The organism is Streptosporangium sandarakinum (assembly GCF_013409935.1).
GTDB classification, from domain to species: Bacteria; Actinomycetota; Actinomycetes; order Streptosporangiales; family Streptosporangiaceae; genus Streptosporangium; species Streptosporangium nondiastaticum.
Genome location: NZ_JACCCO010000001.1, coordinates 3464404 through 3487044 on the forward strand (window position 1 = coordinate 3464404; position 22641 = coordinate 3487044).

Annotated in this window: 19 protein-coding genes and 1 pseudogene; 10 read left to right on the forward strand and 10 right to left on the reverse strand. The window is 73.1% G+C overall.

The window, feature by feature from the left end; translation table 11 throughout:
* Positions 1-103: 103 nt before the first annotated feature.
* Positions 104-1354: a hypothetical protein gene (locus tag HDA43_RS15645; protein ID WP_179821369.1), complete on the reverse strand. Its 1251-nt coding sequence runs from the start codon at positions 1352-1354 to the stop codon at positions 104-106.
* A complete protein-coding gene (locus HDA43_RS15650) occupies positions 1351-1863 on the reverse strand; it encodes a SigE family RNA polymerase sigma factor (protein WP_179821371.1) in 513 nt (170 codons plus the stop codon). The genes HDA43_RS15645 and HDA43_RS15650 overlap by 4 nt, the downstream gene beginning before the upstream one ends.
* 244 nt (positions 1864-2107) lie before the next feature.
* On the opposite strand from HDA43_RS15650, the gene HDA43_RS36410 reads away from it, so the two are divergent.
* The 5 genes from HDA43_RS36410 to HDA43_RS15675 all read left to right on the forward strand — a co-directional run bounded on the left by HDA43_RS36410 (position 2108) and on the right by HDA43_RS15675 (position 6086).
* Entirely contained in the window at positions 2108-3013 is a 906-nt protein-coding gene (locus tag HDA43_RS36410) for a GNAT family N-acetyltransferase (protein ID WP_179821374.1), read from the forward strand.
* 135 nt (positions 3014-3148) lie between these two features.
* On the forward strand, positions 3149-3721 hold the full coding sequence (locus HDA43_RS15660) for a GNAT family N-acetyltransferase (protein WP_179821377.1): 573 nt from the start codon (positions 3149-3151) through the stop codon (positions 3719-3721).
* Positions 3722-4126: 405 nt separating this feature from the next.
* The gene (locus tag HDA43_RS15665) at positions 4127-5236 is read left to right on the forward strand and encodes a sensor histidine kinase (RefSeq protein WP_312873290.1); all 1110 of its coding nucleotides are present in this window, start codon (positions 4127-4129) and stop codon (positions 5234-5236) included.
* On the forward strand, positions 5233-5427 hold the full coding sequence (locus HDA43_RS15670; RefSeq protein ID WP_179821382.1) for a hypothetical protein: 195 nt from the start codon (positions 5233-5235) through the stop codon (positions 5425-5427). The genes HDA43_RS15665 and HDA43_RS15670 overlap by 4 nt, the downstream gene beginning before the upstream one ends.
* Positions 5418-6086 (forward strand): response regulator, encoded by a 669-nt coding sequence (locus tag HDA43_RS15675; protein WP_179821385.1) that lies wholly within the window; start codon positions 5418-5420, stop codon positions 6084-6086. Before HDA43_RS15670 ends, HDA43_RS15675 begins: the two co-directional genes overlap by 10 nt.
* Before the next feature lie 26 nt (positions 6087-6112).
* On the opposite strand, the gene HDA43_RS15680 is transcribed toward HDA43_RS15675, so the two are convergent.
* Positions 6113-6490 carry a VOC family protein gene (locus HDA43_RS15680; RefSeq protein ID WP_246423998.1) on the reverse strand — a complete coding sequence of 126 codons (378 nt, stop codon included), beginning with the start codon at positions 6488-6490 and terminating at the stop codon, positions 6113-6115.
* Positions 6491-6712: 222 nt separating this feature from the next.
* Positions 6713-7654: an LLM class flavin-dependent oxidoreductase gene (locus HDA43_RS15685; RefSeq protein ID WP_179821388.1), complete on the reverse strand. Its 942-nt coding sequence runs from the start codon at positions 7652-7654 to the stop codon at positions 6713-6715.
* A 75-nt stretch (positions 7655-7729) separates the two neighbouring features.
* Here HDA43_RS15685 and HDA43_RS15690 point away from each other — a divergent pair, with 75 nt between their 5' ends.
* Entirely contained in the window at positions 7730-8536 is an 807-nt protein-coding gene (locus tag HDA43_RS15690; protein WP_179821390.1) for a helix-turn-helix domain-containing protein, read from the forward strand.
* Here the strand turns inward: HDA43_RS15690 and HDA43_RS15695 are convergent.
* The 3 genes and pseudogenes from HDA43_RS15695 to HDA43_RS15705 form a co-directional block, all read right to left on the reverse strand.
* On the reverse strand, positions 8508-8927 hold the full coding sequence (locus HDA43_RS15695) for a hypothetical protein (protein ID WP_179821392.1): 420 nt from the start codon (positions 8925-8927) through the stop codon (positions 8508-8510). The genes HDA43_RS15690 and HDA43_RS15695 overlap by 29 nt on opposite strands.
* Before the next feature lie 941 nt (positions 8928-9868).
* Positions 9869-11092: pseudogene (locus HDA43_RS36715) on the reverse strand (RNA polymerase sigma factor); the annotation flags it as partial.
* Positions 11093-11325: 233 nt separating this feature from the next.
* Entirely contained in the window at positions 11326-11664 is a 339-nt protein-coding gene (locus HDA43_RS15705) for a YciI family protein (protein WP_246423999.1), read from the reverse strand.
* A gap of 324 nt (positions 11665-11988) precedes the next feature.
* Between HDA43_RS15705 and HDA43_RS15710 the strand changes: the two genes are divergently transcribed.
* Together HDA43_RS15710 and HDA43_RS15715 are read left to right on the forward strand one after the other, a co-directional pair.
* The gene (locus HDA43_RS15710; protein ID WP_179821395.1) at positions 11989-12723 is read left to right on the forward strand and encodes a DUF998 domain-containing protein; all 735 of its coding nucleotides are present in this window, start codon (positions 11989-11991) and stop codon (positions 12721-12723) included.
* 136 nt (positions 12724-12859) lie between these two features.
* Positions 12860-13516 carry a class I SAM-dependent DNA methyltransferase gene (locus tag HDA43_RS15715; RefSeq protein WP_179821397.1) on the forward strand — a complete coding sequence of 219 codons (657 nt, stop codon included), beginning with the start codon at positions 12860-12862 and terminating at the stop codon, positions 13514-13516.
* A gap of 130 nt (positions 13517-13646) precedes the next feature.
* On the opposite strand, the gene HDA43_RS15720 is transcribed toward HDA43_RS15715, so the two are convergent.
* Both HDA43_RS15720 and HDA43_RS15725 read right to left on the reverse strand, forming a co-directional pair.
* Entirely contained in the window at positions 13647-15197 is a 1551-nt protein-coding gene (locus tag HDA43_RS15720) for a serine/threonine-protein kinase (RefSeq protein WP_312873294.1), read from the reverse strand.
* 109 nt (positions 15198-15306) lie between these two features.
* The gene (locus tag HDA43_RS15725; RefSeq protein ID WP_179821400.1) at positions 15307-16164 is read right to left on the reverse strand and encodes a DUF72 domain-containing protein; all 858 of its coding nucleotides are present in this window, start codon (positions 16162-16164) and stop codon (positions 15307-15309) included.
* 243 nt (positions 16165-16407) lie between these two features.
* Here HDA43_RS15725 and HDA43_RS15730 point away from each other — a divergent pair, with 243 nt between their 5' ends.
* On the forward strand, positions 16408-17004 hold the full coding sequence (locus HDA43_RS15730) for a dihydrofolate reductase family protein (RefSeq protein ID WP_179821402.1): 597 nt from the start codon (positions 16408-16410) through the stop codon (positions 17002-17004).
* A gap of 261 nt (positions 17005-17265) precedes the next feature.
* Here HDA43_RS15730 and HDA43_RS15735 read toward each other — a convergent pair whose 3' ends face one another.
* Entirely contained in the window at positions 17266-17568 is a 303-nt protein-coding gene (locus tag HDA43_RS15735) for a hypothetical protein (protein ID WP_179821405.1), read from the reverse strand.
* Positions 17569-18739: 1171 nt separating this feature from the next.
* Here HDA43_RS15735 and HDA43_RS15740 point away from each other — a divergent pair.
* Positions 18740-21862 (forward strand): AfsR/SARP family transcriptional regulator, encoded by a 3123-nt coding sequence (locus tag HDA43_RS15740; protein ID WP_179821407.1) that lies wholly within the window; start codon positions 18740-18742, stop codon positions 21860-21862.
* The last annotated feature ends 779 nt before the right edge of the window (positions 21863-22641 follow it).

Genomic DNA, 22641 nt, shown 5'->3' on the forward strand with positions numbered 1-22641 from the left:
CGCCGTGCCCGCCGTACGGCCCGCGCCGGGGTGCGCGGGCCGGTCCGGTGACGGGAGCGGGCCCGTACGGCGGGAGCGGGCCGTACGGCGGGCACGGGCCGGTTCAGCGGCGGGAGAAGACCGGTGCCCAGGCTCCGGGCCGGAGGCTGTTCTCCCGGTAGCCGGTGAGCGGCACGACCGCGCCTCCCCGGACGTCGACGAGGAGCAGCCGGTTGCGGAACTCACTTTTCACGCAGCCGTCGGCCCCCTTGAGCTCGCACGCCCAGGCGATCACGTGTCCGTCGTCGGCCCAGGCGACGAGTTGCTCGATCCAGTGGCCGTCGACCGGCCTGAGCGGCTTGACCTCGCCGGACTTCATGTCCTTCACCGCGGTGACCGCGGTGCGGTCCGGGCTGTTGGACGCGAGCCACCGGCCGCCGGGTGACAGCCCCGCCGCCTGTTCCCGCTTCACCGGCTCATCCGGGGGCACGGGCCGCGGGACGCCGTCCATGCCGTAGAACTTCTTGGATCTACCGGGGCTGGTCCACTCCCAGATCAGGGTGCCGTCCGCGTTCCAGAAGAAGTCCTGCCTGCTGGCCCCCCCACCATCGCTTTCCACCGCGGCCGGGTGGAAGTCCTGCCGTCCGGCGGCGGGGTCGATGAGGGTGAAGCCGGTCCGGGCCGCCGGAATCACGGTCCAGGCGTCCTTCCCCATGACCTCGACCTGGTCGGAGTCGTCGTCGTAGTTGGTGACCAGCAGCCTCGTGCCGTCCGGTGACCACGACACCGCCCCCGCGGGGTGTTCGAGGTCGAACCACCGCACGTCACCGCCCCGTACGGTCACCACCCCGACCCGGCGCGCCGGGATCGACTCCAGCACCGCGGCGGACTCCCCGCCCGGCGCGGGGTCGAGCCACGCCCAGGGAGTCTTCCGATAGGTTCCCGCGCCGCCGTCGTAGAGGTACCAGGTGAGCCGGCGCACCTCCCGGTTGCCCGTGGCCTTCTCCTGCATCGAGGTGTAGTAGGCGTAGACCGCCGTGTCCCCCGCGGCCACCAGGGTCTCGGGCGGCGCGGAGTCCGCGTCCCCCAGGGTCTCCCGGGTCCCCGCCGGGCCAGGCGCGGTGGACGGGTCGGAGCCGGTGGCGACGGCCACGGCGGGCGCGGTGCCGTCCGATCCGGAAAAGCCCCCGGCGACCAGGCCCGGCACCGCGAACGCGCCCGCGACGACGGCCGCGGTCGCCCCCGCGACCACCGCGAACGCCCTCACCCTGGAACGCCGCCGCCTCCCCAGCGCCCGCGACGCCAGGTCCGCGGGGACCCGCGCCTCCTCCGACCAGCCGTGGAGGGTCCGCCTGACGAGCTCGTCGATGGTCATCTCTTCGCCTCCCCAAAGATCATGTACGGCTCCCTCAACTCGGGCGCGAGCTGCCGCAGCCTGGCCAGGGATCGGTGGGCGGTGCTGCGGACCGTGCCCACCGAGCAGCCGAGGATTCCGGCGACCTCGGCCTCCGGCAGGTCCTCGTAGTACCTCAGGACCAGGACGGCCCGCTGCTTCGCCGTCAGCTTCGCCAGCGCGCGCCGCATGACGAGCCGCAGCTCCACCCCGTCCGTGCCGTCCGCCGCGGCCCGGTCGGGCGGCTCGGGGACGGCCGCCTCCCGGTGCCGCCGCCACCACGAGACCTGCTGGCGGTACATGACCTGGCGGACGTACGCCTCGGGCGCGCCCACCGTCCGCCACCTGGTGACCGTCCTGGTCAGCGCGGTCTGCAGCAGATCCTCGGCCGCGTGCTGGTCTCCCCCGGTCAGCAGGAACGCCAGCCGCATCAACGCCGGGGACCGCGCCGAGACGAACTCGCGGAAACGTCGCTCCTCTGCGGCGTCCACGATCACCTCCACTGTGTGGTTACGTCCTACAGACGCGCCCGGGGCGCCCCGCTATGCTCCGCGCCGGCCGCCCGTGAAACCCGCGTTGCCCGAACCGCCGTCGCACCCCGTCGCGACGGCGGAGAATGCCGGATGTGATGATCGACCCGGCGTGCCGCGCGAACCACCCGGGACCGTCGGGGAAGCGTGCGGACCCGAACTGCCCGGGACCGTCGCGGAGGTGCGAGGAGAGGGAGCCGTACAGGTGAACGACATCGTCATGCGGCCCTGTCGCGGTCCCGGCGCGCTGCGCAGGATGCAGGAGCTCGCGTGGACCACCTGGACGTCCGGCAGCCGCTGGCACGTCGGCGGCCTCGCCTGGAGCCGCTGCCGGCACGTCGGGCGGGACGGCGAGTGGCCGACCATGCTGTGGGAGCGCGACGGCCGCCCGCTGGCCTGGGGGTGGGCCGAACCGCCGGGCGAGCTGCGACTGCTGGTGCATCCCCGCCACCCAGGGCTGGCGGATGAGGTGCTCGGCTGGTTCGAGACGGTCGCCACCGGCGACACGCTGAGTGTGGAGATCATGGACGGTGAGGGTCCGGTCTCCACGGCCCTGACCCGGCGCGGCTACCGGCCCGCCGACGGCCTTCCCTTCTTCTTGCGCATGACCCATGACCTGCGGGAGCTTCCCCCGGTGGAGCCGCCCGCCGGGTTCGCCGTCCGGCACGTGCGGGACGACGGCGACGTGCCCGCCCGGGTCGCGGCGCACCGGGCGGCGTTCCGCTCCTCCCTGGTCACCGAGGAGAGCTACCGCGGCGTCATGGGCGCCTGGCCGTACCGGCGTGAGCTGGACTGCGTGGCCGAGGCCCCGGACGGCCGGCTGGCGGCGTACGGCCTGGCCTGGCTGGACGCCGGAAACCACGTCGGGGAGTTCGAGCCCGTCGGCACGCACCCGGACTTCCGCCGGATGGGGCTGGCGCGCGCGGTCTGCCTGGAGGCGATGCACCGGCTGCGGACGGCCGGGGCGCGGACCGCGGTCGCGCACGTCCGGGGCGACGCGGCCCATCCCGGACCGGCGCGGCTGTACGCCTCGCTGGGTTTCACGGTCACCGGGCGTACGGTCACCTACTCCCGGGACCGCTCACACCGTCCAGGCGGGTCGAGGACGTAGGTCCGCCCGGTCTTCCTCGCTGAGCGGGCAAAACGGTTGGCGGGCCCGTACGGAACTGGCAAGACGGCTGCCCTCCCCTCGCGGAGCGGGCAAAACGGTTGGCGGGCCCGCCTGCCTCCGGACGATGATCGGACCGTGAAGATCTTTCTGGAGACCGAGCGGCTGACGCTCCGTGAGCTGACCGACGCCGACGCGGACCACCTGTTCGAGCTTGACGGCGACCCGGAGGTCATGCGCTTCCTCAACGGGGGCAGGCCCACCCCGCGCGAGGAGATCCTCGGCCGGGTGCTCCCCCGGATGCTGCGCCGCCACGACCTCTTCGGGCACCCCGGGTACTGGGCGGCCCAGATCCGGTCCACCGGGGAGTTCATCGGCTGGTTCGAGTTCCGGCCCCTGGTGGAGGAGGACACCCCGGAGACGGTCGAGCTCGGCTACCGGCTGCGCCGTACGGCATGGGGGAAGGGCTACGCCACCGAGGGGGCGCGGGCGCTGGTGCGCGAGGGCTTCACCCGTCTCGGGGTCGAGCGTGTCGTCGCGCGGACGATGGCGGTCAACACCGGCTCGCGGAACGTGATGGAGAAGGCGGGCCTGCGCCATGTCCGCACCTTCTTCGCCGACTGGCCGGAGACCATCCCGGGCAGCGAGCACGGCGAGGTGGAGTACGCACTGACCGGGGACGAGTGGCACGAGGCGGCCGGGAGGTCCTGACCTCGGCCCGGTCCGAGGACGTCCCGGCCGCCCCGGGTCCTTCTCCGGACCGTTCCGGGGACCGGCGCTCCCCCGTGGGAGGGATCGCCGGAATCGCTCTCCTCGGCGATCCCCCCGCGAGCGGCGGGCGGCCAGGATCTACGCAGGAGAACACCACCGAGGAGCCTTCCCGATGAGATCCCGCACCCCTGTTCCCACCACCCACGCCCTCCCGTGAGGGACGCCCCGCACGCGGACGACGCCCCGCGCATGAAGGAGTCCCAGCACATGAAGGGGTCCCCTCGACGCCTCCGGCCGACCGGTGTGCCCGAGATCCGGTGGGAGACGGCAGGATTGGGTTCTGTGCCGTTTCTGTCCCGCCTCGGTCCTGTCCGTGACCGCCTGAGGTCGCTGCCGCCTCTGTGGGTGGACGCGACGCTCGCCGTAGCGGTGCTGGTCGTGCAGCTGTGGCCGCTCCTCTCCCCGGACGAACCGCGGGACGAGCCATGGAGCTGGTGGGGGTACGCGGTCGTGGTGGCCGCCACCGTGCCGCTGATGTGGCGGCGCCGCGCGCCCATCGCCACCCTGCTGGCCAGCCTCATGGCGACCGCCCTCTACGACCTCTCGGACGACGTGGCCGCCCAGCCCATCTGGTACGGCGGGCTCATCGCGACCTACACGGTCGCCGTCCACTCCCCCCGGTGGCCGCGCGTCGCCGTACTCATCGCCACGATCGCCGGGGGCCTGCTGCTGGCCGGCTCCTCGGAGACCGCGCTGCGCGGCGTCGTGCTGTTCGTCGCCGCCTACGCGATCGGCCGCGCCTCCGCCGCCTCCCGCGCGTACGCCGCCGTCCTGGAGGAGCGGGCCGTACGACTGGAGCACGAGCGCGCGGTCGAGGCCGAACGGGCCGCCGAACGCGAACGGGCCCGGATCGCCCGTGACATGCACGACATCCTCGCCCACGCGGTCAGCCTCATGGTCGTGCAGGCCGAGGCCGGCCCGGTCGTGGTCAGAAGCGACCCTGCCCGCGCCGAGGCGGCCTTCGACGCGATCGCCGCCGCCGGACGCGACGCCATGGTGCAGCTCCGCCGGACGCTGAACGTGCTCAAGGAGGAGGCGGGGCCGCGCACCCCGCAGCCGACCGTCGCCGCCCTGACCGAGCTGGCCGAGCAGGTCTCCGGCGCCGGGATCGAGGTGGTCTGCTCCGCCTCGGGGGAGCCGGGTCCCCTGCTCCCCGACGTCGAGGTCGCCGCCTACCGGATCACCCAGGAGGCCCTCACCAACGTCGTCAAGCACGCGGGCGCCACCCGCGCCGACGTCCGGCTCCGCTGGGAGGACGACGTGCTCGTGATCGACGTCACCGACGACGGCCGAGGCTCGGCGTCGTCGCTCCCCTCCGGCGGGAACGGCCTGGCCGGAGTCCGCAAACGCGCCGAGTCCTGCGGCGGTTCGGCCGTCGCGGGCCCCCGTACGGACGGCCCCGGCTTCCGGGTGACCGCGCGGCTGCCGCTGGCGGCCCGGCCGGTGACGGCATGACCGGCGCGAACCCGGCGGGCCATGACATGGCCGGCGCGAACCCGGCGGGCCATGACATGGCCGGCGCGAACCCGGCGGGCCATGACATGGCCGGCGCGAACCCGGCGGACCGCGGCGTGACCGGCGTGAACCGGACCGGTGGCGGCGTGACGGAGAAGAACGGGGAGAACGGAGTGACGGCATGGCGGTGAGGGTCGTGGTCGCCGACGACCAGGAGCTGGTGCGCGCGGGGTTCGGGATGATCCTCGGCGCCCAGCCGGACATCGAGGTCGTCGCCGAGGTAGGTGACGGCGCCGCGGCCGTCGCGGCCGTCCGCGAGCACCGGCCGGACGTGGTCCTCCTCGACATCCGGATGCCCGTGATGGACGGCATCGAGGCGGCCGGGATCGTGTGCGCGGAAAGCGACTGCAAGGTGCTGATGCTCACCACGTTCGACCTGGACGACTACGTCTACGACGCGCTGCGGGCGGGTGCGAGCGGGTTCCTGCTCAAGGACGTCCGCCGCGACGACCTCGTGCACGCGGTCCGGGTCGTCGCGGCCGGGGACTCGCTGCTCGCCCCGGCCGTCACCAGGAAGCTGATCACCGAGTTCGTCTCCCGGACGGCCCCGCGTCCCGCCGCGCCGTCCGCCGAGCGGCTCGCCGTGCTGACCGCCAGGGAGCGGGAGACGCTCCGGCTGATCGCACGCGGACTGTCCAACGCCGAGATCGCCGAGACCATGGTGGTCAGCGAGCACACGGTCAAGACGCACGTCAGCAACGTGCTGACCAAGCTGGGCCTGCGTGACCGCGTGCAGGCGGTGATCGCCGCCTACGAGACCGGGCTCGCCGTTCCCGGCGGCCCGGCGTGAGGAGGGGCCGTGGCGACCGGTCCCCGCTACCGCTTCCAGAGGCAGAACGGATGACCGGCGGGGTCGAGGTAGACCCGCACGTCGTCCTGCGGCTGGTAGGTCGCGAGGGTCGCCCCCGCGGCGACCGCGTGCACCCCGGCGATGTCCAGGTCGTCCACCTCGATGTCCAGATGCATCATCATCTGCTGGTCATCGGGCCCCGCGGGCCATATCGGCCGGACGTGGTCCTTCTCGGTCTGGAAGGACAGCCCGGCGCCGCCGCCGGGCGCGGCGAGTGAGACCCAGTCGGGCGAGTCCCGCCGGACCTCCCACCCGAGCAGCATCCGGTAGAAGGACGCCAGCTCCCGGGCGTCGGGCGCGCCCAGCACCGTGGCCGTCAGCGTCATCCGCAGCGTCTCCGTCATCCGGTCTCCCTGTGTCCCGCTCCCTGTGTCCCGGCTCCCGCGGCATCCGTGGCGGGGCCCGGCCGGGCGGCCCGCGCGGGCCGCCCGGCCGATCCGGTGCCCCGTTGCCATACCCGGGGCCGCCGCCTCCTCACCTGGAGTCACACGGCTCCGCGTCCTGCCCGGCCGTTCCGGCCCGGCTCCATCCCGTCCGGCCGCCCCCGGCCGGGCCGGCGCGACCGGTCATCGTCCCGCCGGGACCGGGCGGACGATCTCGGCGACCCGTTCCAGCTGTTCGAGCTGCGCGTCCATGTCCGGCGCGGCGAGACGGCAGACCAGGTGCTCCGCGCCCGCCTCCAGGTAGCGGCCCAGCGTGGCGGCCACGTGATCGGCCGGGCCCGCGACCATCGCCTGGATCGTCCGCGCCACCTCGTACGGCACGCCGTAGACGGACCGGCAGTAGGCGTCGAGCTCCCGTTCGCCCCGCGCCACGTCGCCGGTGACCAGGACCGTGACGAACAGCGCCGGGGTGACCGCGCCGGCGGGCCGTCCCGCCTCCGTGGCGGCGCGCCGTACCGTGGCCAGGCCGGCGCGGTAGCCGTCGGGGTCGGGCGGGTAGGGCAGCCAGCCGTCGTAGCGCCGCCCGGCGTGCACCAGGGCCGAAGGGCTCGCCCCGCCCAGCCAGATCGGCGGGCCGCCGGGCCGGTGGGACGGGGTGGATTCGGGCAGGTCGTCGAAGCGCAGTACCGCGCCGTGGAACGCCCGCTCGCCCGACCACAGCGCCCGCCACAGGGCGACCGTGTCGTGCAGCCGACCGAAGCGGCGTTCCCAGGGCACCTCCGACGCGGCGTACTCGATCTCCGACCGGCCGGGGAAGCCCGCGCCCACGGTGACGACCAGCCGGCCCGCCGAAAGATGGTCGACGGTGGCGAGCTCCTGCGCGGCCAGGACCGGCCTGCGGAAGGCGGGCAGCAGCGCCGCGGTGCCGAGCGTGACGCGCTCGGTCGCCGCTGCGAGCGCGGCGAGCGTGGTCAGCGGTTCGGCACGGGCGCCGATCAGGGTGTCGTTGGCCCAGACCGAGTCGTATCCGAGCCGCTCGGCGCGGAGTCCGAAGTCGAGGAGCCGCCGGGCGTCTTTCCACTGACTGTGCTGGGTGGGGAGCAGGACCCCGAGTCGCGTGTTCACAGCGGGGATCGTGCTCCCCGAGGGGAATGCCGGCAATTCCCCGGAGGGAATGGACGGCCTCGGCACACTGGATGCGTGGACTTCCCTCAGACGCTGCGCGCGGCCCGGCGGGGCCGGCACCTCAGCCAGCTCGACCTCGCCCTGCGCGCCGGCACGACACAGCGCCACCTCAGCTTCATGGAGAGCGGCCGTTCCCGGCCGGGCCGGACCATGGTGGTACGGCTCGGCGAGTCGATGGAGCTGCCGCTCAGGGAGCGCAACGAGCTCCTGACCGCGGCCGGATACGCCCCCGTCTACCCGCGGACCCCGCTCGACGACCCCGCCCTCACGCACGTGCGCGCCGCGCTGGGGCACATCCTGACCGGCCACCTCCCCTATCCCGCGGTCGTGGTGGACGCCGATCACGAGCTGGTGCTGGCCAACGACGCGTTCGGCCTGCTCACCGAGGGCGTCGCCGAGCACCTGCTGCGCCCGCCGGTCAACGTGCTGCGCCTCTCCCTGCATCCGCAGGGGCTGGCGCCGCGCATCGTGAACCTGGCGCAGTGGGCGCGGCACATCCTCGACCGCGTTCCCCCGGGTGACCTGCGCGAGGAACTGTCCGGCTACGTGCCGCACGCCGAGCCGGGGCACGACCACGTGGGCTTCGCCGTACCGGTGCGGCTGCGCTCGGCGCACGGTGAGCTGCGGCTGACGACCACGATCACGACGTTCGCGACCGCGCTCGACGTGACCGTGGCGGAGCTGAAGCTGGAGGCGTTCCTGCCCGCCGACGCGGCCACCGCGGCGGTGCTGGCCGGCGGCTCCCGGGCGGCGGACCATGGGGACGGCCCCGGGACGGCGCGCCGGCCGGCCGTCACCCGGGGAACTGGTAGTCGGCGGTGATGCGGCCCTCACCGTCGAGGACGAGGATCTCCAGACCGCCGCCCAGCGCCTCGCCGCCACCCGCGGGCACCATCTCCCAGGTCAGCTTGACGACGTCGTCCAGGCGGACGGGCTCACCTCCCTGCCGGAAGACGAACTCGCCCGGGGCGACGAACTCCTCGTGGGCGCGGCTCACCCGGACGTCGATCTCGTCGTACCCGCGGGCCCGGAGCGTCGAATGGTCGAAGCCCAGCTTCGCGGCGGCCTCCCGGATCTCCTCGGACGGGTGCAGGACGTGGACGCCGTCCTCGGCCCACAGCTCCTCGATCGTCTTGCGGCGCAGCCCTCCGTCCGGCTCGTTCCAGAGGGCGACGTAGCGTTCGGTCAGTTCCCGGACGCGGATGTCGGTCACCGTTCCTCCTCGGCTGGTGTGTCGGTGTTCCCGTGTTCCGGTCCCACCCTGCGGCCGGGGCCGCCGACCGGCAATTCCCCGCGGGGAATGAGCGGCCGATACGGCGTGGCGGAGCCCGCCGGGAGCACGGGCGGCGAGCTGTTCGGACGGGCGGCGCCCGAGACGGTACGGCGTCGCCGCTACCTGGCGCGGAGCCGGCCGAGGGTGTGGCCGGTGGCCTGCTTGAACAGGTACTCGGCGCGCTCGTAGGAGAGTCTGCGGCGGCCGGTCTCGGGGCACAGGTCACCGGGCGCCGGGGGGCGGCCCGGCCCCGGTCTGCGCTCGGACAGGAACAGCGGGCCGCGGCGACGGCCCGCGACGAGCCCGGGGAGCAGTTCGGCGACGCCGTCCCCCCAGCGGATCCAGCCGGACCCGCCGGCCGTCCGGGCACGCCTTCCGGCCAGGTCGAGGTTCTCGACGTTGAGCGCGAGCACCGGGCCGACGCCCGCCGCGCTCTCGTGCAGCAACAGCCACAGGACGCGCTCGCGCAGCGCGATGTCCGGTCGCTCCCCCAGCGCCTCGACGCGCGACCGGTCGATCGGGCGGGTCCGCCCCCGGGGCTCGTACCGGCGGCCGAGCCCGGCGGCCAGGTCACCGTCCGGCCCGCCGGTCGGCCGGCCCTGTGCCGCCGCCCAGGCGGAGAAGGAGCGGACCGCGCCGCGGTGCCGGTTCCACGTCGCCGGCGCGGCGCTCCCCCAGGCCGCGGCGAAGACCCGGGCCACCCGCCCGGCGCCGACGTCCGCCAGCGGGACGTCGTCGCCGATCTCGCGGCGCAGGCGGCCCATGGTCTGGCCGTAGGAGCGGACGGTCGCGGCGTCCAGGTCCTCGCGGGCGAGGAAGTCGTCCGCCGCCTCGCCCAGGGTGACGGTCCCGCCCGGGGCCGCCCGCACGGCCGCCGCCGCGTCGGCGCAGGCCGCGGCGCGTTCCAGGAGGACCGTGCGTTCGGGCACGTTGCGGGTGAGCGCGGCGGCGCGTTCGAACTCGCGCCGGGCCTCCTCGTGGCGGCCGAGCCTGGCCAGCAGGTCGCCGCGCACGCTGGGCAGGCGGTGGTAGCCGCCGAGCGCCGGCTCGCCGGCCAGCGCGTCGACGGCGGCCAGGCCCACCTCGGGGTCGTACGCCATGGCCAGCGCGACCGCGCGGTTGAGCCGTACGACGGGTGTGGGCAGCACCCGGATCAGCACCTCGTACAGTTCGGCGATCCGCTTCCAGTCGGTCTCCTCCGCCGTGGCCGCCTGCGCGTGGCAGGCGGCGATGGCGGCCTGGAGCACGTACGGTCCCAGGGGGCCGCCGCACTTCCTGGCGCGCAGCAGGGCCTCGAAGCCGCGGTGGATGAGGAGCCGGTCCCAGCGCCCGCGGTTCTGCTCGTGCAGCGCGAGGGGCCGGCCCGACGGGTCGTTCCGGGCGGCCAGCCGGGACGCCTGGAGCTCCGTCAACGCGACCAGGCCGTGCACCTCGGCCTCGCCCGGAGCGAGCCCGGCCAGCAGGCGGCCCAGGCGCAGCGCCTCGTGGCAGAGGTCCCGGCGCGTCCAGTCCTCGCCCGCGGTCGCCGCGTACCCCTCGTTGAAGACGAGGTAGACGACCTCCAGTACGGACGACAGGCGCGCCGCCCGGTCCGGGCCCTCCGGGACCTCGAAGGGGACCCGGAGGTCGGCGAGGGTGCGCTTGGCGCGGACGACGCGCTGCGCGACGGTCGCCTCGGAGACGAGGAACGCGCGGGCGATCTCCTCGGTGCGCAGGCCGCCGATCAGCTTCAGCGTCAGGGCCACCCGGGACTCGGTGGACAGCGCCGGGTGGCAGGAGACGAACATCAGGCGCAGGACGTCGTCGCCCACCTCGCCGTCGAGGACGCCGAGGGCCTCGTCGACGCCGGCCTCGCCGGTGTCCGGCCGGGTGGCGAGGTCGTGGGCGAGCAGTTCGTTCCCGCGTTCGTGCCGCTCACCGCGCCGCAGGTGGTCGACGGCGCGGCGCTTGGAGACGGCCATGAGCCAGGCGCCCGGGTTGTCCGGCACTCCCGCCTGGGGCCACTGTTCGAGGGCGGCGAGGAGCGCGTCCTGGGCGAGCTCCTCGGCCAGCCCCACGTCGCCCACCATCCGGACGAGCCCGGCGATGATCCTCGCCGACTCCATCCTCCAGACCGCGCCGACCACGCCGCGGGCGTCCCCGGCCCGGCTTCCGTCCCCGGTCCCGCCTCCGCTCCAGGTCTCGCCTTCGGCCCCGTTCTCACTCCCGTTTCCGGACGTCACCGGCCCGTCTCCGCTCCCGTCTCCGCTCCCGGACGTCACGCGTCCGTCCCCGTTCCCGTTCCGGACGCCAGGTGCCCGATCATCGGCGGCGCCCGGCCCGGCGCGCAAGCGCGGGCTCAGCCCTGCGGGCCGAAGACCTGCTGGATGTGGCCCTCACCGTCACCGATGATCTTCCAGAAGCGACGGGACATCTCGACGGCCTCCTCCTTGGAGCGCGTCTCGATGAGCGCGAAGCTCACGATCGCCTCCTTGGCCTCGGTGAACGGCCCGTCGGTGACGGTGATCTTCCCGCCGGACGCCGAGACGTGGATGCCGGCCGGGTCCAGGCCCCCGGTGGCGAGCAGCACTCCCGCGCGGGTCATCTCCTCGACGAACGCCGCCATCTCGGCCATGACCTCCGGGGTCGGAGGAGCCGCGTCGATGCCCTTGGTGGTCATCAGGAACCGCATCGTCATATCTCCCTCGTTCGCCGGGCTGTCATTCCCGGCTTTTGTACCGGACTCCGCCGGGGTGACCGATTCTCTCCGGTCTCCGGCTACGCGTCGAACGAGGTGGGCGGATATCGACATCCGGTGCCCGACCTGGGAGACCGCGCGATGTGACAGGGAACGCCATGTGACAGGGAACGCATGACGTCGCAGGTCAGTACGGGCCGGACGCGTGGCGGCGCGGCGGTGTCGAATCCGCCCCGCCCCGTTCGACGTGTCAGCGAGGCCGGACGGAAGCCGGCCGCTCGAACACCCCGGTGGAGAACCCGCCGCAGGAGAGGACAAGCAACCATGACCGCCGTCCGGCCCGCCCCCGCCATCCCCGCCCGCCGTACCACCCACGCCGGCACCGCCGAACGGTCCGAGGCCGCCGCCCGGCCCGGTGCCGCCGCCCCGGCCACGCGTCTCCTGCTCACCTGCCTGGTGGCGGCCACGCCCGTCTTCGGGTTCGTGTCACTGGCCCAGGTCTTCACCCGTCAGGGCTTCGACCTGCTCCGCCACCCGCTGAGCATGCTCAGCACCGGCGAGCTCGGCTGGATCCAGATCACGAACTTCCTGGTCTCCGGCGCGCTGACGATCGCCGGGGCGACCGGGCTCCGCCGCGTCATGCGCGGCACGCCCGGCGGGACCTGGGCGCCCCGGCTGCTCCTGGTCAACGGCGTCATGCTGGCCGTCGCCGGGGTGTTCGTCATGGATCCGGGCGACGGCTTCCCGGCCGGCACCCCGCTGGGCCAGCCGACGGCCATGAGCTGGCACGCCATGGCGCACATGGCCGCCGGGTCCGTCGCGTTCACCGCGCTCATCGCCGCCTGCTTCGTGCTGGGCCGCCACTTCTCCCGCGCCGGCCGTACCGGTTTCGCCGTGGCCTCGCGGGTCAGCGGCGCCGCCCTCCTCCTCGGCAACGGCTGGGCGATGTCGGGCGGGCGCGCCGGTTCCCTCACCCTGTGCGTCGGCGTGCTGGTCGCGATGGCGTGGGCCGGCGTGGCCGCGGCGGACCGGCTGGCCGCGCTCCGGCGGGCCGCCTGACGCGGAACCGCGGGACCGCCGGCCGTACCGGGGCCGGGATCCGGGACGTCCCGGATCCCGGCCCCGGTACGGCCGGCCCGTATCCGGCCCGAGTACGACCGGCCCGCGCGGACGGGGCGGGCTACGATGGCCGGCCATGATCGAACCGGACTTCCTGAGCACCACCCGCACCGCCTACGACGCGGTCGCCGACACCTACGCCGAGCTCATCAGCCCGAAGTTCGCGAGCACACCGCTGGTCCGCGCGATGATCACCCCGTTCGCCGAGCTGGTCCGGGCCACCGGTGGGCGGGTCGCCGACCTCGGCTGCGGCCCGGGCCACGTGACGGCCCACCTGAGCGCCCTCGGGCTGGACGTCTTCGGCGTCGACCTGTCCGCGGAGATGGTCGCCCTGGCCCGCCGTACCCATCCGGAGTTGCGGTTCGAGGAGGGCTCGATGTTCGCCCTCGACCTACCGGACGAAGCGCTCGGCGGTGTCCTCGCCAACTACTCGATCATCCACACCCCGCCGGAGCGGGTTCCCGAAATGCTCGCCGAGTTCTCCCGGGTGCTGGCCCCGGGCGGCCACCTGCTGGTCGCCTTCCAGGCCCACGAGGACCCCTCGGCGGCACCGGAGGCGTTCGACCACGCCGTGGCGCTCGCCTACCGCTGGTCGCCCGACCACGTCTCCCGTCTGCTCCGCGAGGCCGGGGTCGCCGAGGTGGCCCGCATGGTGATCTCGCCGGACGAGGACGAGAAGCGGGGGTTCCCGCAGGCGTTCGTGCTGGCCCGCAAACCGGCCGCGCTCGGCTAGGTGCTGCCTCGTGGACGATCTCGCCTGCCGCGGTCGTCCACGGAACGGAACCCGGGGACGACGTCTCCACGGGCCGGGCCCCACGCGGTGGGGCCCGGCCCGTGCCGTGCTCCCCGGTCGATGCCCCCGGTCAGTCCCGCGGCATCATCCGCAGCACCCTGCCCTTCACGCTCGCCGTCAGGTAGGCGGCGCCGTAGCCGTCGGATACGTAGACGAGGAGGACCGGTTGGCCCCCCGCGAAGACCCAGCCGCCCTCCGCTATCACGTAGTGGCCGGTCGGACGGGTGATGCCGAGCTTCCGGTCCGCCGTGCGCAGCAGCGCCGGAAGCGCGTCCCAGTTGAACGACTCCGGCTTCACCCGCTTCTGGAGCGGCGTCACGGTGCTTCCCTTGGTCCGGTTCACCTGGCCGTCCCGGTAGGTGTAGATGTCGTAGAGCTTCTTATCGCCGGGGACGAGGGCCTGGGCCACCACGTACTCGTCGTACACGACGAATCCCACGAAGTCGGTGCCGCCCGTCGCCTTCCTCAGCACCTTGATCACCTCCCTGACCCGGCGCGGGTCCAGCAGCGTTCCGGAGCCGGTGTTCTCCTCCGGCTCGGAACCGGTGCTCTCCTCCGGCTCGGGGGCCGCGCTCCTTCCGGCCCGCTTCGTGCCGGCGATGACCGGGGTGCGCGCGGAGCCGCCGGTGGGCTGTGACGCCCCCGGGTCCGCCCCGCCTCCGAACCCGCCCGGAACGTTGAGGAGGACCACGGCGGTGAGGACCACGCTGAGCGTGACGGCCCCGGTGACCGTCACGGCACGGAACCGGCGTGGGCCGCCGCGCGACACCGGAAGCCCGGGGTGCGTGTTCGAGGCCGGGTCGGCCGCCCAGCCCAGCATCCGGTCGAGCTCCGCGGCGGGCGGGCGGGCGGCGGGGTCCTGCGCCAGCAGGGCCGCCAGCACGGGCGCCAGCGGGCCGGCCCGGCGCGGAGGCGGGACGTGGCCGTTCAGCACGGCCGCGAGCGTGGCCATGGTGGTCTCGCGGCGCATGGGGTGGTACCCCTCCACCGCCACGTACAGCAGCATGCCCAGCGACCACAGGTCCGAGGCGGGGTCGCCTTCCCGGCCGCGCAGCCGTTCCGGCGCGATGTACTCGGGTGAGCCGACCAGCTGACCGCTGGCCGTGAGGCTGGGCGCGTCGTGCAGCGCCGCGATGCCGAAGTCGGTGAGCACCGGGCTGCCGTCGTCGCGCAGCAGGACGTTCGCCGGTTTCACGTCGCGGTGGCAGATTCCCGCCGCGTGAGCGGTCCACAGAGCGGCCAGGACGCCTCTCCCCAGGCGCGCCGCCTCCGCCGGCGTCAGCGGCCCCTCCGCCAGACGGTCCTGCAGCGAACGGCCGCGCACCAGCTCCATGACGATCCACGGGTGCGCCGTCTCGCCCGCGTCCACGATGTGGTGGATGGTCACCACGTTGGGGTGGTTGAGCCGGGCCAGCGCCCGCGCCTCGCGCAGCACCCGCTCGCGCAGCATCCGCGCCCTGTCCGGATCGTCCTCCGTCGCGCCCGACGGACGGACCTCCTTCAGGGCGACCTCCCGGTGGAGGGCGAGGTCGTGGGCGCGCCACACCGTGCCCATGCCACCGCTTCCCAGCCGCTCCAGCAGCTCGAAACGGTTGTCGATCAAAACCCGCCCGGACGTCACGGCAGACAGCCTAGAGCCCGCACAAGCGGGCGGAAGGGGCAAATGACCACTGTCGCCGCGCCGAAGCCGCCGAACGGGACGGACACGGGCGGCGCGGGAGGCGCGGCGGTCAGAAGAGGGTCAGCGGTTCCGCCGGCATGGGTTCGGGGAGCGGTTCGACCTCGGGCAGGTGGGCCCGTACCTCGTCGTGGAAACGGCGGGCGAGCATCAGCGCGTCGGCGTTGTCGGGCGTGTGGATGAACACGGTCGGCGAGCGGCCTTCGCGCAGCCATTCGACGACCGTGCCGACCCATGGCCGCCAGCCCTCGGCCGTGCGCTCGGCCGAGTCCCGGCCGAGGTAACGAATGATCGGGCGGTCGGTGAGGGCGGCCGACCGGCGCGGCAGGCGCGGCTTCCTCGTCCACGCCTCCCGCTCGGCGTCGCTGGTCGGAGGGCTCCGGAAGAGGGCGGTCGTGTCGAACGGGACCCACTCGGCGCCCACGCCGCCGAGGACCCCTTCGAGCAGCCGCCCGGCGCGCTCGTCCTCGAAGAACGCGCGGTGCCGGACCTCGACGGCGTACCTGTGCGAGCGGGGAAGCCCGCGGAGGAAACCCGCCAGGACGCCGAGGTCGGCCGGGGCGAACGACCCGGGAAGCTGGACCCAGAGGGTCTCGGCCCGCGGCCCGAGCGGCTCGATCGCCTCCAGGAACGCCGCCAGCTCCTCGTCGGCGCCGGGACCGGTGAGGCGGCGCTCATGCGTGATCGACTTGGGCAGCTTGGCCACGAAGCGGAAGTCCGGGGAGGTCTGCCGCGCCCACGACTCCACCGTGCTCCGCGCCGGGGTCGCGTAGAACGTCGTGTTGCCCTCCACCGCGTCGCACCAGGTCGCGTATGCCCGCAGGCGCTCGCCGGGCGGGAGCGGGTGGGGCAGGAAGCGCCCCTGCCATGGCGTATGGGTCCACATCGCGCATCCCACATGAAGCCGCATGCCCCGACGCTATCCGAACCCGTCTCCCGCACCCGAAACCACCGACAAGCATTTCGTCCTTGACAAAAAAAGTTTTCGGAGCATAGTCTTTGATCACACGGAACGCCGCGGCCGGGGAGACCGGTCGGCGGGGTTCCGCCGGACCCGCCGGGCGGGCGGCCTCGCGACCGGAACGACCGCGGAGCCGCCCGCCCGGCGGACGAGCCGGCCACCTCGACGACACAACCCGAAGGAGCACCTCCCATGCGCATCCTGGTCAGCGAGTTCATCAGCCTCGACGGCGTCGTGCAGGCACCGGGCGGGGTCGACGAGGACACCGACGGCGGCTTCGCCCACGGCGGCTGGTCGCACCAGTTCTTCGACCCGGAGGTCGTGGGCGGCTCCTTCGACGACGCGCTGAGCAACGCCGAGGCGCTGCTGTTCGGACGCCGCACCTGGCAGACGATGGCCGCGGCGTGGCCCGGACAGGCCGGCGACCCGTTCGCCGACCGGATGAACTCCATCCGGAAGTACGTCGTCTCCGACACGCTGGGCGAGAACGACCTGACGTGGAACAACACCGCGCTCATCCCCGGCGGCGAGGCGGTCGCCCACATCCGGAAGCTGCGCGAGACCGAGGGCGGCGACGTGGTCGTCATGGGCAGCCCCACGCTCGTGCGCGCCCTCCTGCGCGAGGGTCTGGTCGACGAGCTCCGGCTCGTGGTCATGCCGGTTCTTCTCGGCGGCGGCAAGAAGATCTTCCCGGACGACGGCGCGCTGCGCGCGTTCGAGCTGGTCTCCACGACCACCGGCGGCGCCGGCGCGAACGTGTGCGTCTACCGGGCGGCCACCGGGAAGTAGACCGCACCGGGCGGCGCCTGCCGCGCTCGCGGTGCCGCCCGCGGGAGGTCCGGGCCGGGGGACGACCGCACCCGGCCCGGCCCGCGGCCACGTGGGCTCGGAGCCCCGGCCGCGTGGGCTCAGGGCCCCGGCCGCATGGGCCCGGGCCCCGGCTCCATGCCCTGTCGCCGCCCCGGAGGCTCACCCCGCGACGCCGGTCCGGTGGTCATCCGGCCCCCACCGTGTCCCGTGGCGGCACCGGAGCGGAGACCCGGCCTTCTCTCAGTCCTCGCCGCGGTAGCCGCGCAGCTCGCGGCGGGCCCGGTGACGGCTCCGGCGGCGCTCCTCGCGCCGGAGGTGGTACCACTCCCGGTTGCCGCCCCTGGTGAGGTTGCCGAACACGTAGTGGGCCGGGCCGCCCCAGTGGCAACCGGCCGCGCGGCGACTCAGGGACGCGCTGCCGGCCGTGATCTCGTCCGGCAGCGTGCAGTGCCCGAACCGGTGGTCGTGTACGGGGAGGCAGGTCACCATCGGTGCGTCGGCCATCCGCACCCACCAGGGCCGGGTCTTGTCGGTCTTGCTCATACGGTCACCTTTCGGCTCCGTGACACCCCGGGGTGGGGCCGTCACAAGACCGGATGCACCGTGATCACCTCCGATGTCGCGCGTGACGCGCCGGAACCGCGTGCTTCCCCGCGACGCGCCGAGCGCGGGGACGGCCGAGCCGGTAGGGGCGACGGCGAGACCGACGCGACGTACGCCCCGGAGCCAGGCTACCGCCGGCGGCCATGGCGGCCGATGGCGATGACTGCCGGTGGTGACGGCTGGCGGTGGTGACGGCTGGTGGCGATCCGCCGCCCGGGCCGGCGCGAACCCGTGTATATTCTCGGGACCGAAATGGCGATCCACCGTCTGACCTGGTGCGGCCTCGGACATATCCTCGGACCGAAATCACGGCCCCGCCGCGCTTCTCCTCACTTTTGTGATCTTCATGTATCACCAATCCCGACAATCATCCATATTTTATCAAATATAGAACATACAAGATATTTACTGGCATATCCGCAAAGGTTAGGAAAACGCGAGTCACGGGTGATGCCGTTCTGGTGTACTGGGGCCTGAGGTACTAGAGAGAACGTCTCTCCGAGGTCTCAAGCTCGCCACCGAAGCCGTACGGCGGACCCACGACACCGGCCGCTCCCGGCGGTGCGGTCCCGCTCCACGTGGAGCGCCGCCGGCATCCGGGATCGCGACCGGCGGCACACAGGGCGCGGAGAGAGCGGGAGAAGCCGTCGAGCACGAGATTCCGACGGCCGTCCGGCAAGGCTGACGCGGCGGACTCCCGGGACGAGGACGGGTCCCCAGGAGCGCCGCGGCTGATTCGACACGCCCCGAGGAGATGCCAATGCTTAAGATCATTTGCTCGATGTGCGGCAGAGGGCACTACGGCCCGTGCATGCCCGGCACCCAGGCGGCCCCGGAGGCTCCGGCGACCTGATCACCGCGAGACCGGCGGGTTCCGGCGGGCTCGCTCCGGCGCCGGCGGGATTTCGACAGACCCTTTCCGGTGCCGGCGGTTTTCGGCGAGCCCGTTTCCTGACCATACGGCCGCCTGTTTTCGTCTCTTCCGGTCCCGATGGCCACAGGACCACTTTTCTTCCTCCTGGATTTCCGGAGCTCCTAGTGAAATAATTCGATTTTGAAGAAAAAACCCAACCCGGAAGGGCTCGGGGTGGAGTTCCGTATTCTCGGTCCTGTGGAGCTGTCGGCCGACGGCCTGCACCTCGGGCTTGGCTCGGCCAAGGAACGCCAGGTGCTGGCGATGCTGCTGCTGACAGCGGGACGCCCGCTGCCGGCCGAATCCCTGATCGACCGGCTCTGGGGTGCGAACCCGCCGCCCAAACCCCGCGACAGCCTCTACGCCTACATCGCGCGGCTCCGCGGCCGTCTGGCCGCGCTCAGGGACGGGACGGCCCGGCTGTTCTCGGGCTCGGGAGCCTACACCCTGGAGGTCGATCCCGACCGCGTCGACCTGCACCGGTTCCGGCGGCTGTGCGACCAGGCACAGGCCATCGCCGAGAGCGGCGACCCGGAGCACGCCCTGCGGCTGCTCCGCGAAGCCGACGCGCTCTGGCGTGGCGAGGCACTGGCCGGAATGGACGGCGACTGGGCGAGGGAGATCCGCACCGCCCTGGAGAGCGAGCGCCGGACGGCGACGCAGAGACGCGTCGCCGTACAACTCGATCTGGGACAGCACGCGGACCTCGTCGCGGAACTGTACGGGCTCGTCGCGCAGCACCCCCTCGACGAGGAGTTCATCAGGTACCTGATGGTGGCTCTCTATCGTTGCGGCCGCCAGGCGGACGCCCTGGAGACGTACCACCAGGCTCGCCGCCGCCTGAACACCGAACTGGCGATGGAGCCCGGACCGGCCCTGCGGGACACGCACCAGCGCGTCCTGCGCGGTGATCCGGAGATCGCGGGGCCACCGGGCCGTCAGAGGATCGTCGATCAGGCGGCCCCGAACGACCTGCCCCGGGGGATCTCGAACTTCACCGGGCGGACCGCGGAGATGGAGCGGTTGCTCGGCGCCCTCGACGAGGAGTCGCTCGGCGACGCGGCCCCGGTCGAGGTGATCGACGGCATGCCCGGGGTGGGAAAGACCGTCCTGACCGTTCGCCTCGCGCACCGGCTGGCGCCACGCTATCCGGACGGGCAGCTCTTCCTGCGGCTGCGCGCTCACGACCCGAGCCAGGACCCGCTCGACCCCCGGGAGGGCCTCGCGGTCCTCCTCCGGCGCCTGGGCGTGTCACGCAACCGGATACCGGCCTCCCTCGACGACAGAGCGGCGCTGTGGCGGAGCGAGCTGGCCGACCGCAGAGCGATCATCGTGCTGGACGACGCGGCGGACCAGGACCAGATCCGCCCCTTTCTGCCGGGCGCGCCGGGCTGCCTGGTGCTGGTCAGCAGCCGCCGCAGGCTGACCGGGCTCGAAGGGGTCGACTCGCTGTCCCTGGACGTCCTTCCGACGCCGGACGCCATGGCCCTGTTCCGCAGGGTCGTCGGAGACGACCGGCCCATGGCGCCGGATGACGTCGAAACGGTCGTACGGCTCTGCGGTCACCTGCCCCTGGCCATCCAGCTGGTGGCGAGCCAGCTCCGCCACCGGCCGGCCCGCGGCGTCGCCGACCTCGTCACCCGGCTCTCGGGAGCCAGGCTCCGGCTTTCCGACATCAGGGCGGGAGACCGGGACATCGCCGCGGCCTTCGAGCTGTCCTACCGCGGGCTGACCGACGAGATGCGCCGGGCGTTCCGCCGGCTCGGCCTGCACCCCGGGATCGATCTCACCGTGCACTCGGCCTCCGCCCTCATCGGCTGTGACCTGTCCGTGGGCGAGCGCCTGCTCGAAGACCTCCTCGACCACCACCTGGTCGAGGAGGCGGTGGCCGGCAGGGTCCGGCTGCACGGCCTGCTGTGGAAGTTCGCCGCCGAACGGGCCCTCTCCGAGGAGTCCGAGGACGAGGCCCGCCGGGCCGTACACCGGCTCCTCGACCACTACCTCCACCTCGCGGACAGGGCGGACCGCGCCCTGAACCCGCACCGCCGCCGGGGCCGGATCGAGATCGTCCACGTACCCGAGAGCCCGCCGCCGCTGCGGACCGCCGCCGAGGCGCAGGAGTGGCTGAAGGCCGAACGCGTCAACCTCGTCGCGAGCGCGCAGTACGCGGCCGACCACCGATGGCGCCCCCATGCCCGGCGGCTCCCGCAGGCGCTCGCGGCCTTCCTCGAACGTTTCGGGCACTGGGACGACGCCGTGGCGACCCACGAGAAGGCCCTGGCCGCCTGCCGCGACATGGGCGATCGGGCGGGCGAGGCCGAAGCGCTGCTGGAGCTCAGCCTGCTGCGCGGTCACACCGGCCACTTCGAGCTCGCCCTCGGCTACTGCCAGGAGGCCCTGGCGATCCACCGCTCCATCGGCGACCGCCTCGGCGAGGCGGAGACGCTCGACCAGCAGGGGCGCGTGTGCTGGTACTCGGGACGCTTCAAGGCGGCGCTCACCCACACGACGGAGGCCCTGACCATATTCAGGAGCGTCGGCGACCTGCGCGGCGAGTGCCAGGCGCTCGTGCACAAGGGGATCCTGCTGTGGCAGGCGGGCAGGTACCGGGAGGCCGTCACCGACTTCGAAGAGGTCATGGACCTCAACCGCGACCTCGGGGACCGGCGCCTCCAGGCGCAGGTGGAGAACAACATCGGCGAGATCGCGCTGCGCCTCGGGGACGGCCGGCGGGCCCTGCGGATGTTCCACGACGTCCTGACCACGATCCGGGACATCGGATGGGCGCAGAGCGAGGGCGTCGTCCTCAACAACATCGGGAACGCCTACGAGCACGTCGGCGAGCACGGTGAGGCGCTCCGCTTCTACCGGGAGGCGCTGAAGATCTACCAGGCCACCGGGGACCGCCGGAACACGGCCAACGTGCTGAACAACATCGGCTACACCTACGTACGCGACCAGCGGTACGCCGAGGGGCTCATCCACCACCAGAAGGCTCTCGGCATCGCGCAGGCGATCACCGATCCCTTCGAGGAGTCGCGCGCCCTGCGAGGCGTCGGCGCGGCCCATCGGGGCACCGGCCACTACGGCGCGGCGCTCGAAGCCCTCCGTACGGCGTTGCGGCTCGCCGGCGACCTCGACGACCCCTACGAGCGGGCCTGCTGCCTCGAAGGGCTCGGCGACGCGACACTCCACGTCCAGGGCCATGATTCGGCCGAACCGCTGTGGAACGAGGCCCTGGCGATCTTCGAACGGCTGAACGTGCCCGAGCAGACGGCCCTGCGGGCGCGGCTGCACGGGCTCGATGTGACCGCTTCCTGACCGGTGTGTTCTCAGACCCGCCGGGCTCAGGCATGCGCGCTCGGGAATGGCCCGCTTCGCCCGGGTCATCCATACCTAATTTACATAATTGGATTTTTCTGGATATGCCGCACGATGCTTCCCGGCATGGTTAACATGTGACCAACGTGACAACAGTTAACCGAGGGGAGGCAGTGATGTTCACTCCATTCCAGATGATCTACATCATCGTCATCTGAATCGATCGGGTCATCGGCGCCCGAGTGGCCGTCCGCCACGAAAACGCCGATCTCGACGCGGTGCCCGGGTACGACGCGTGAGCCGGGCGACTCCGCGAACGAACGCGTGGCCTCGTGCGATCGTCGCACACGGCCCCGGAACGCGATCCATCACGCAGGAGCGATCAGCCGCCGCCGCGGAACGATCGATGACGGCGCACGCCGAAAGTCGCCATGGCCGACCGGCGTTCCGGTATGACATCACCGGCCGGCGGCGGCCGATGCTCCCGACCTTTTTGTCAACAGCCGCTCGATTTCCCCGACCGAGCTCGAAACATATATCGATTTCATCCGGACGGCGGTGGAGAACTCCCGGCGGAGTTCCCCGGCACCGATTCCGGACCGCCCGTTCCCATGACCCGAAAGCCGTCCCGCATCGGGTCCGGCGGCAGGCCCGAAAGCCGTTTTCCACGCCTGACCTGGACTGCAAGGTAACGGCAAGATTGTCATCAAGGTACGGCGCGCACCCTGACCGCGGGTGAGGAACCTCACCCGCGGAACACAGGACCGAGCCCGGGGCAC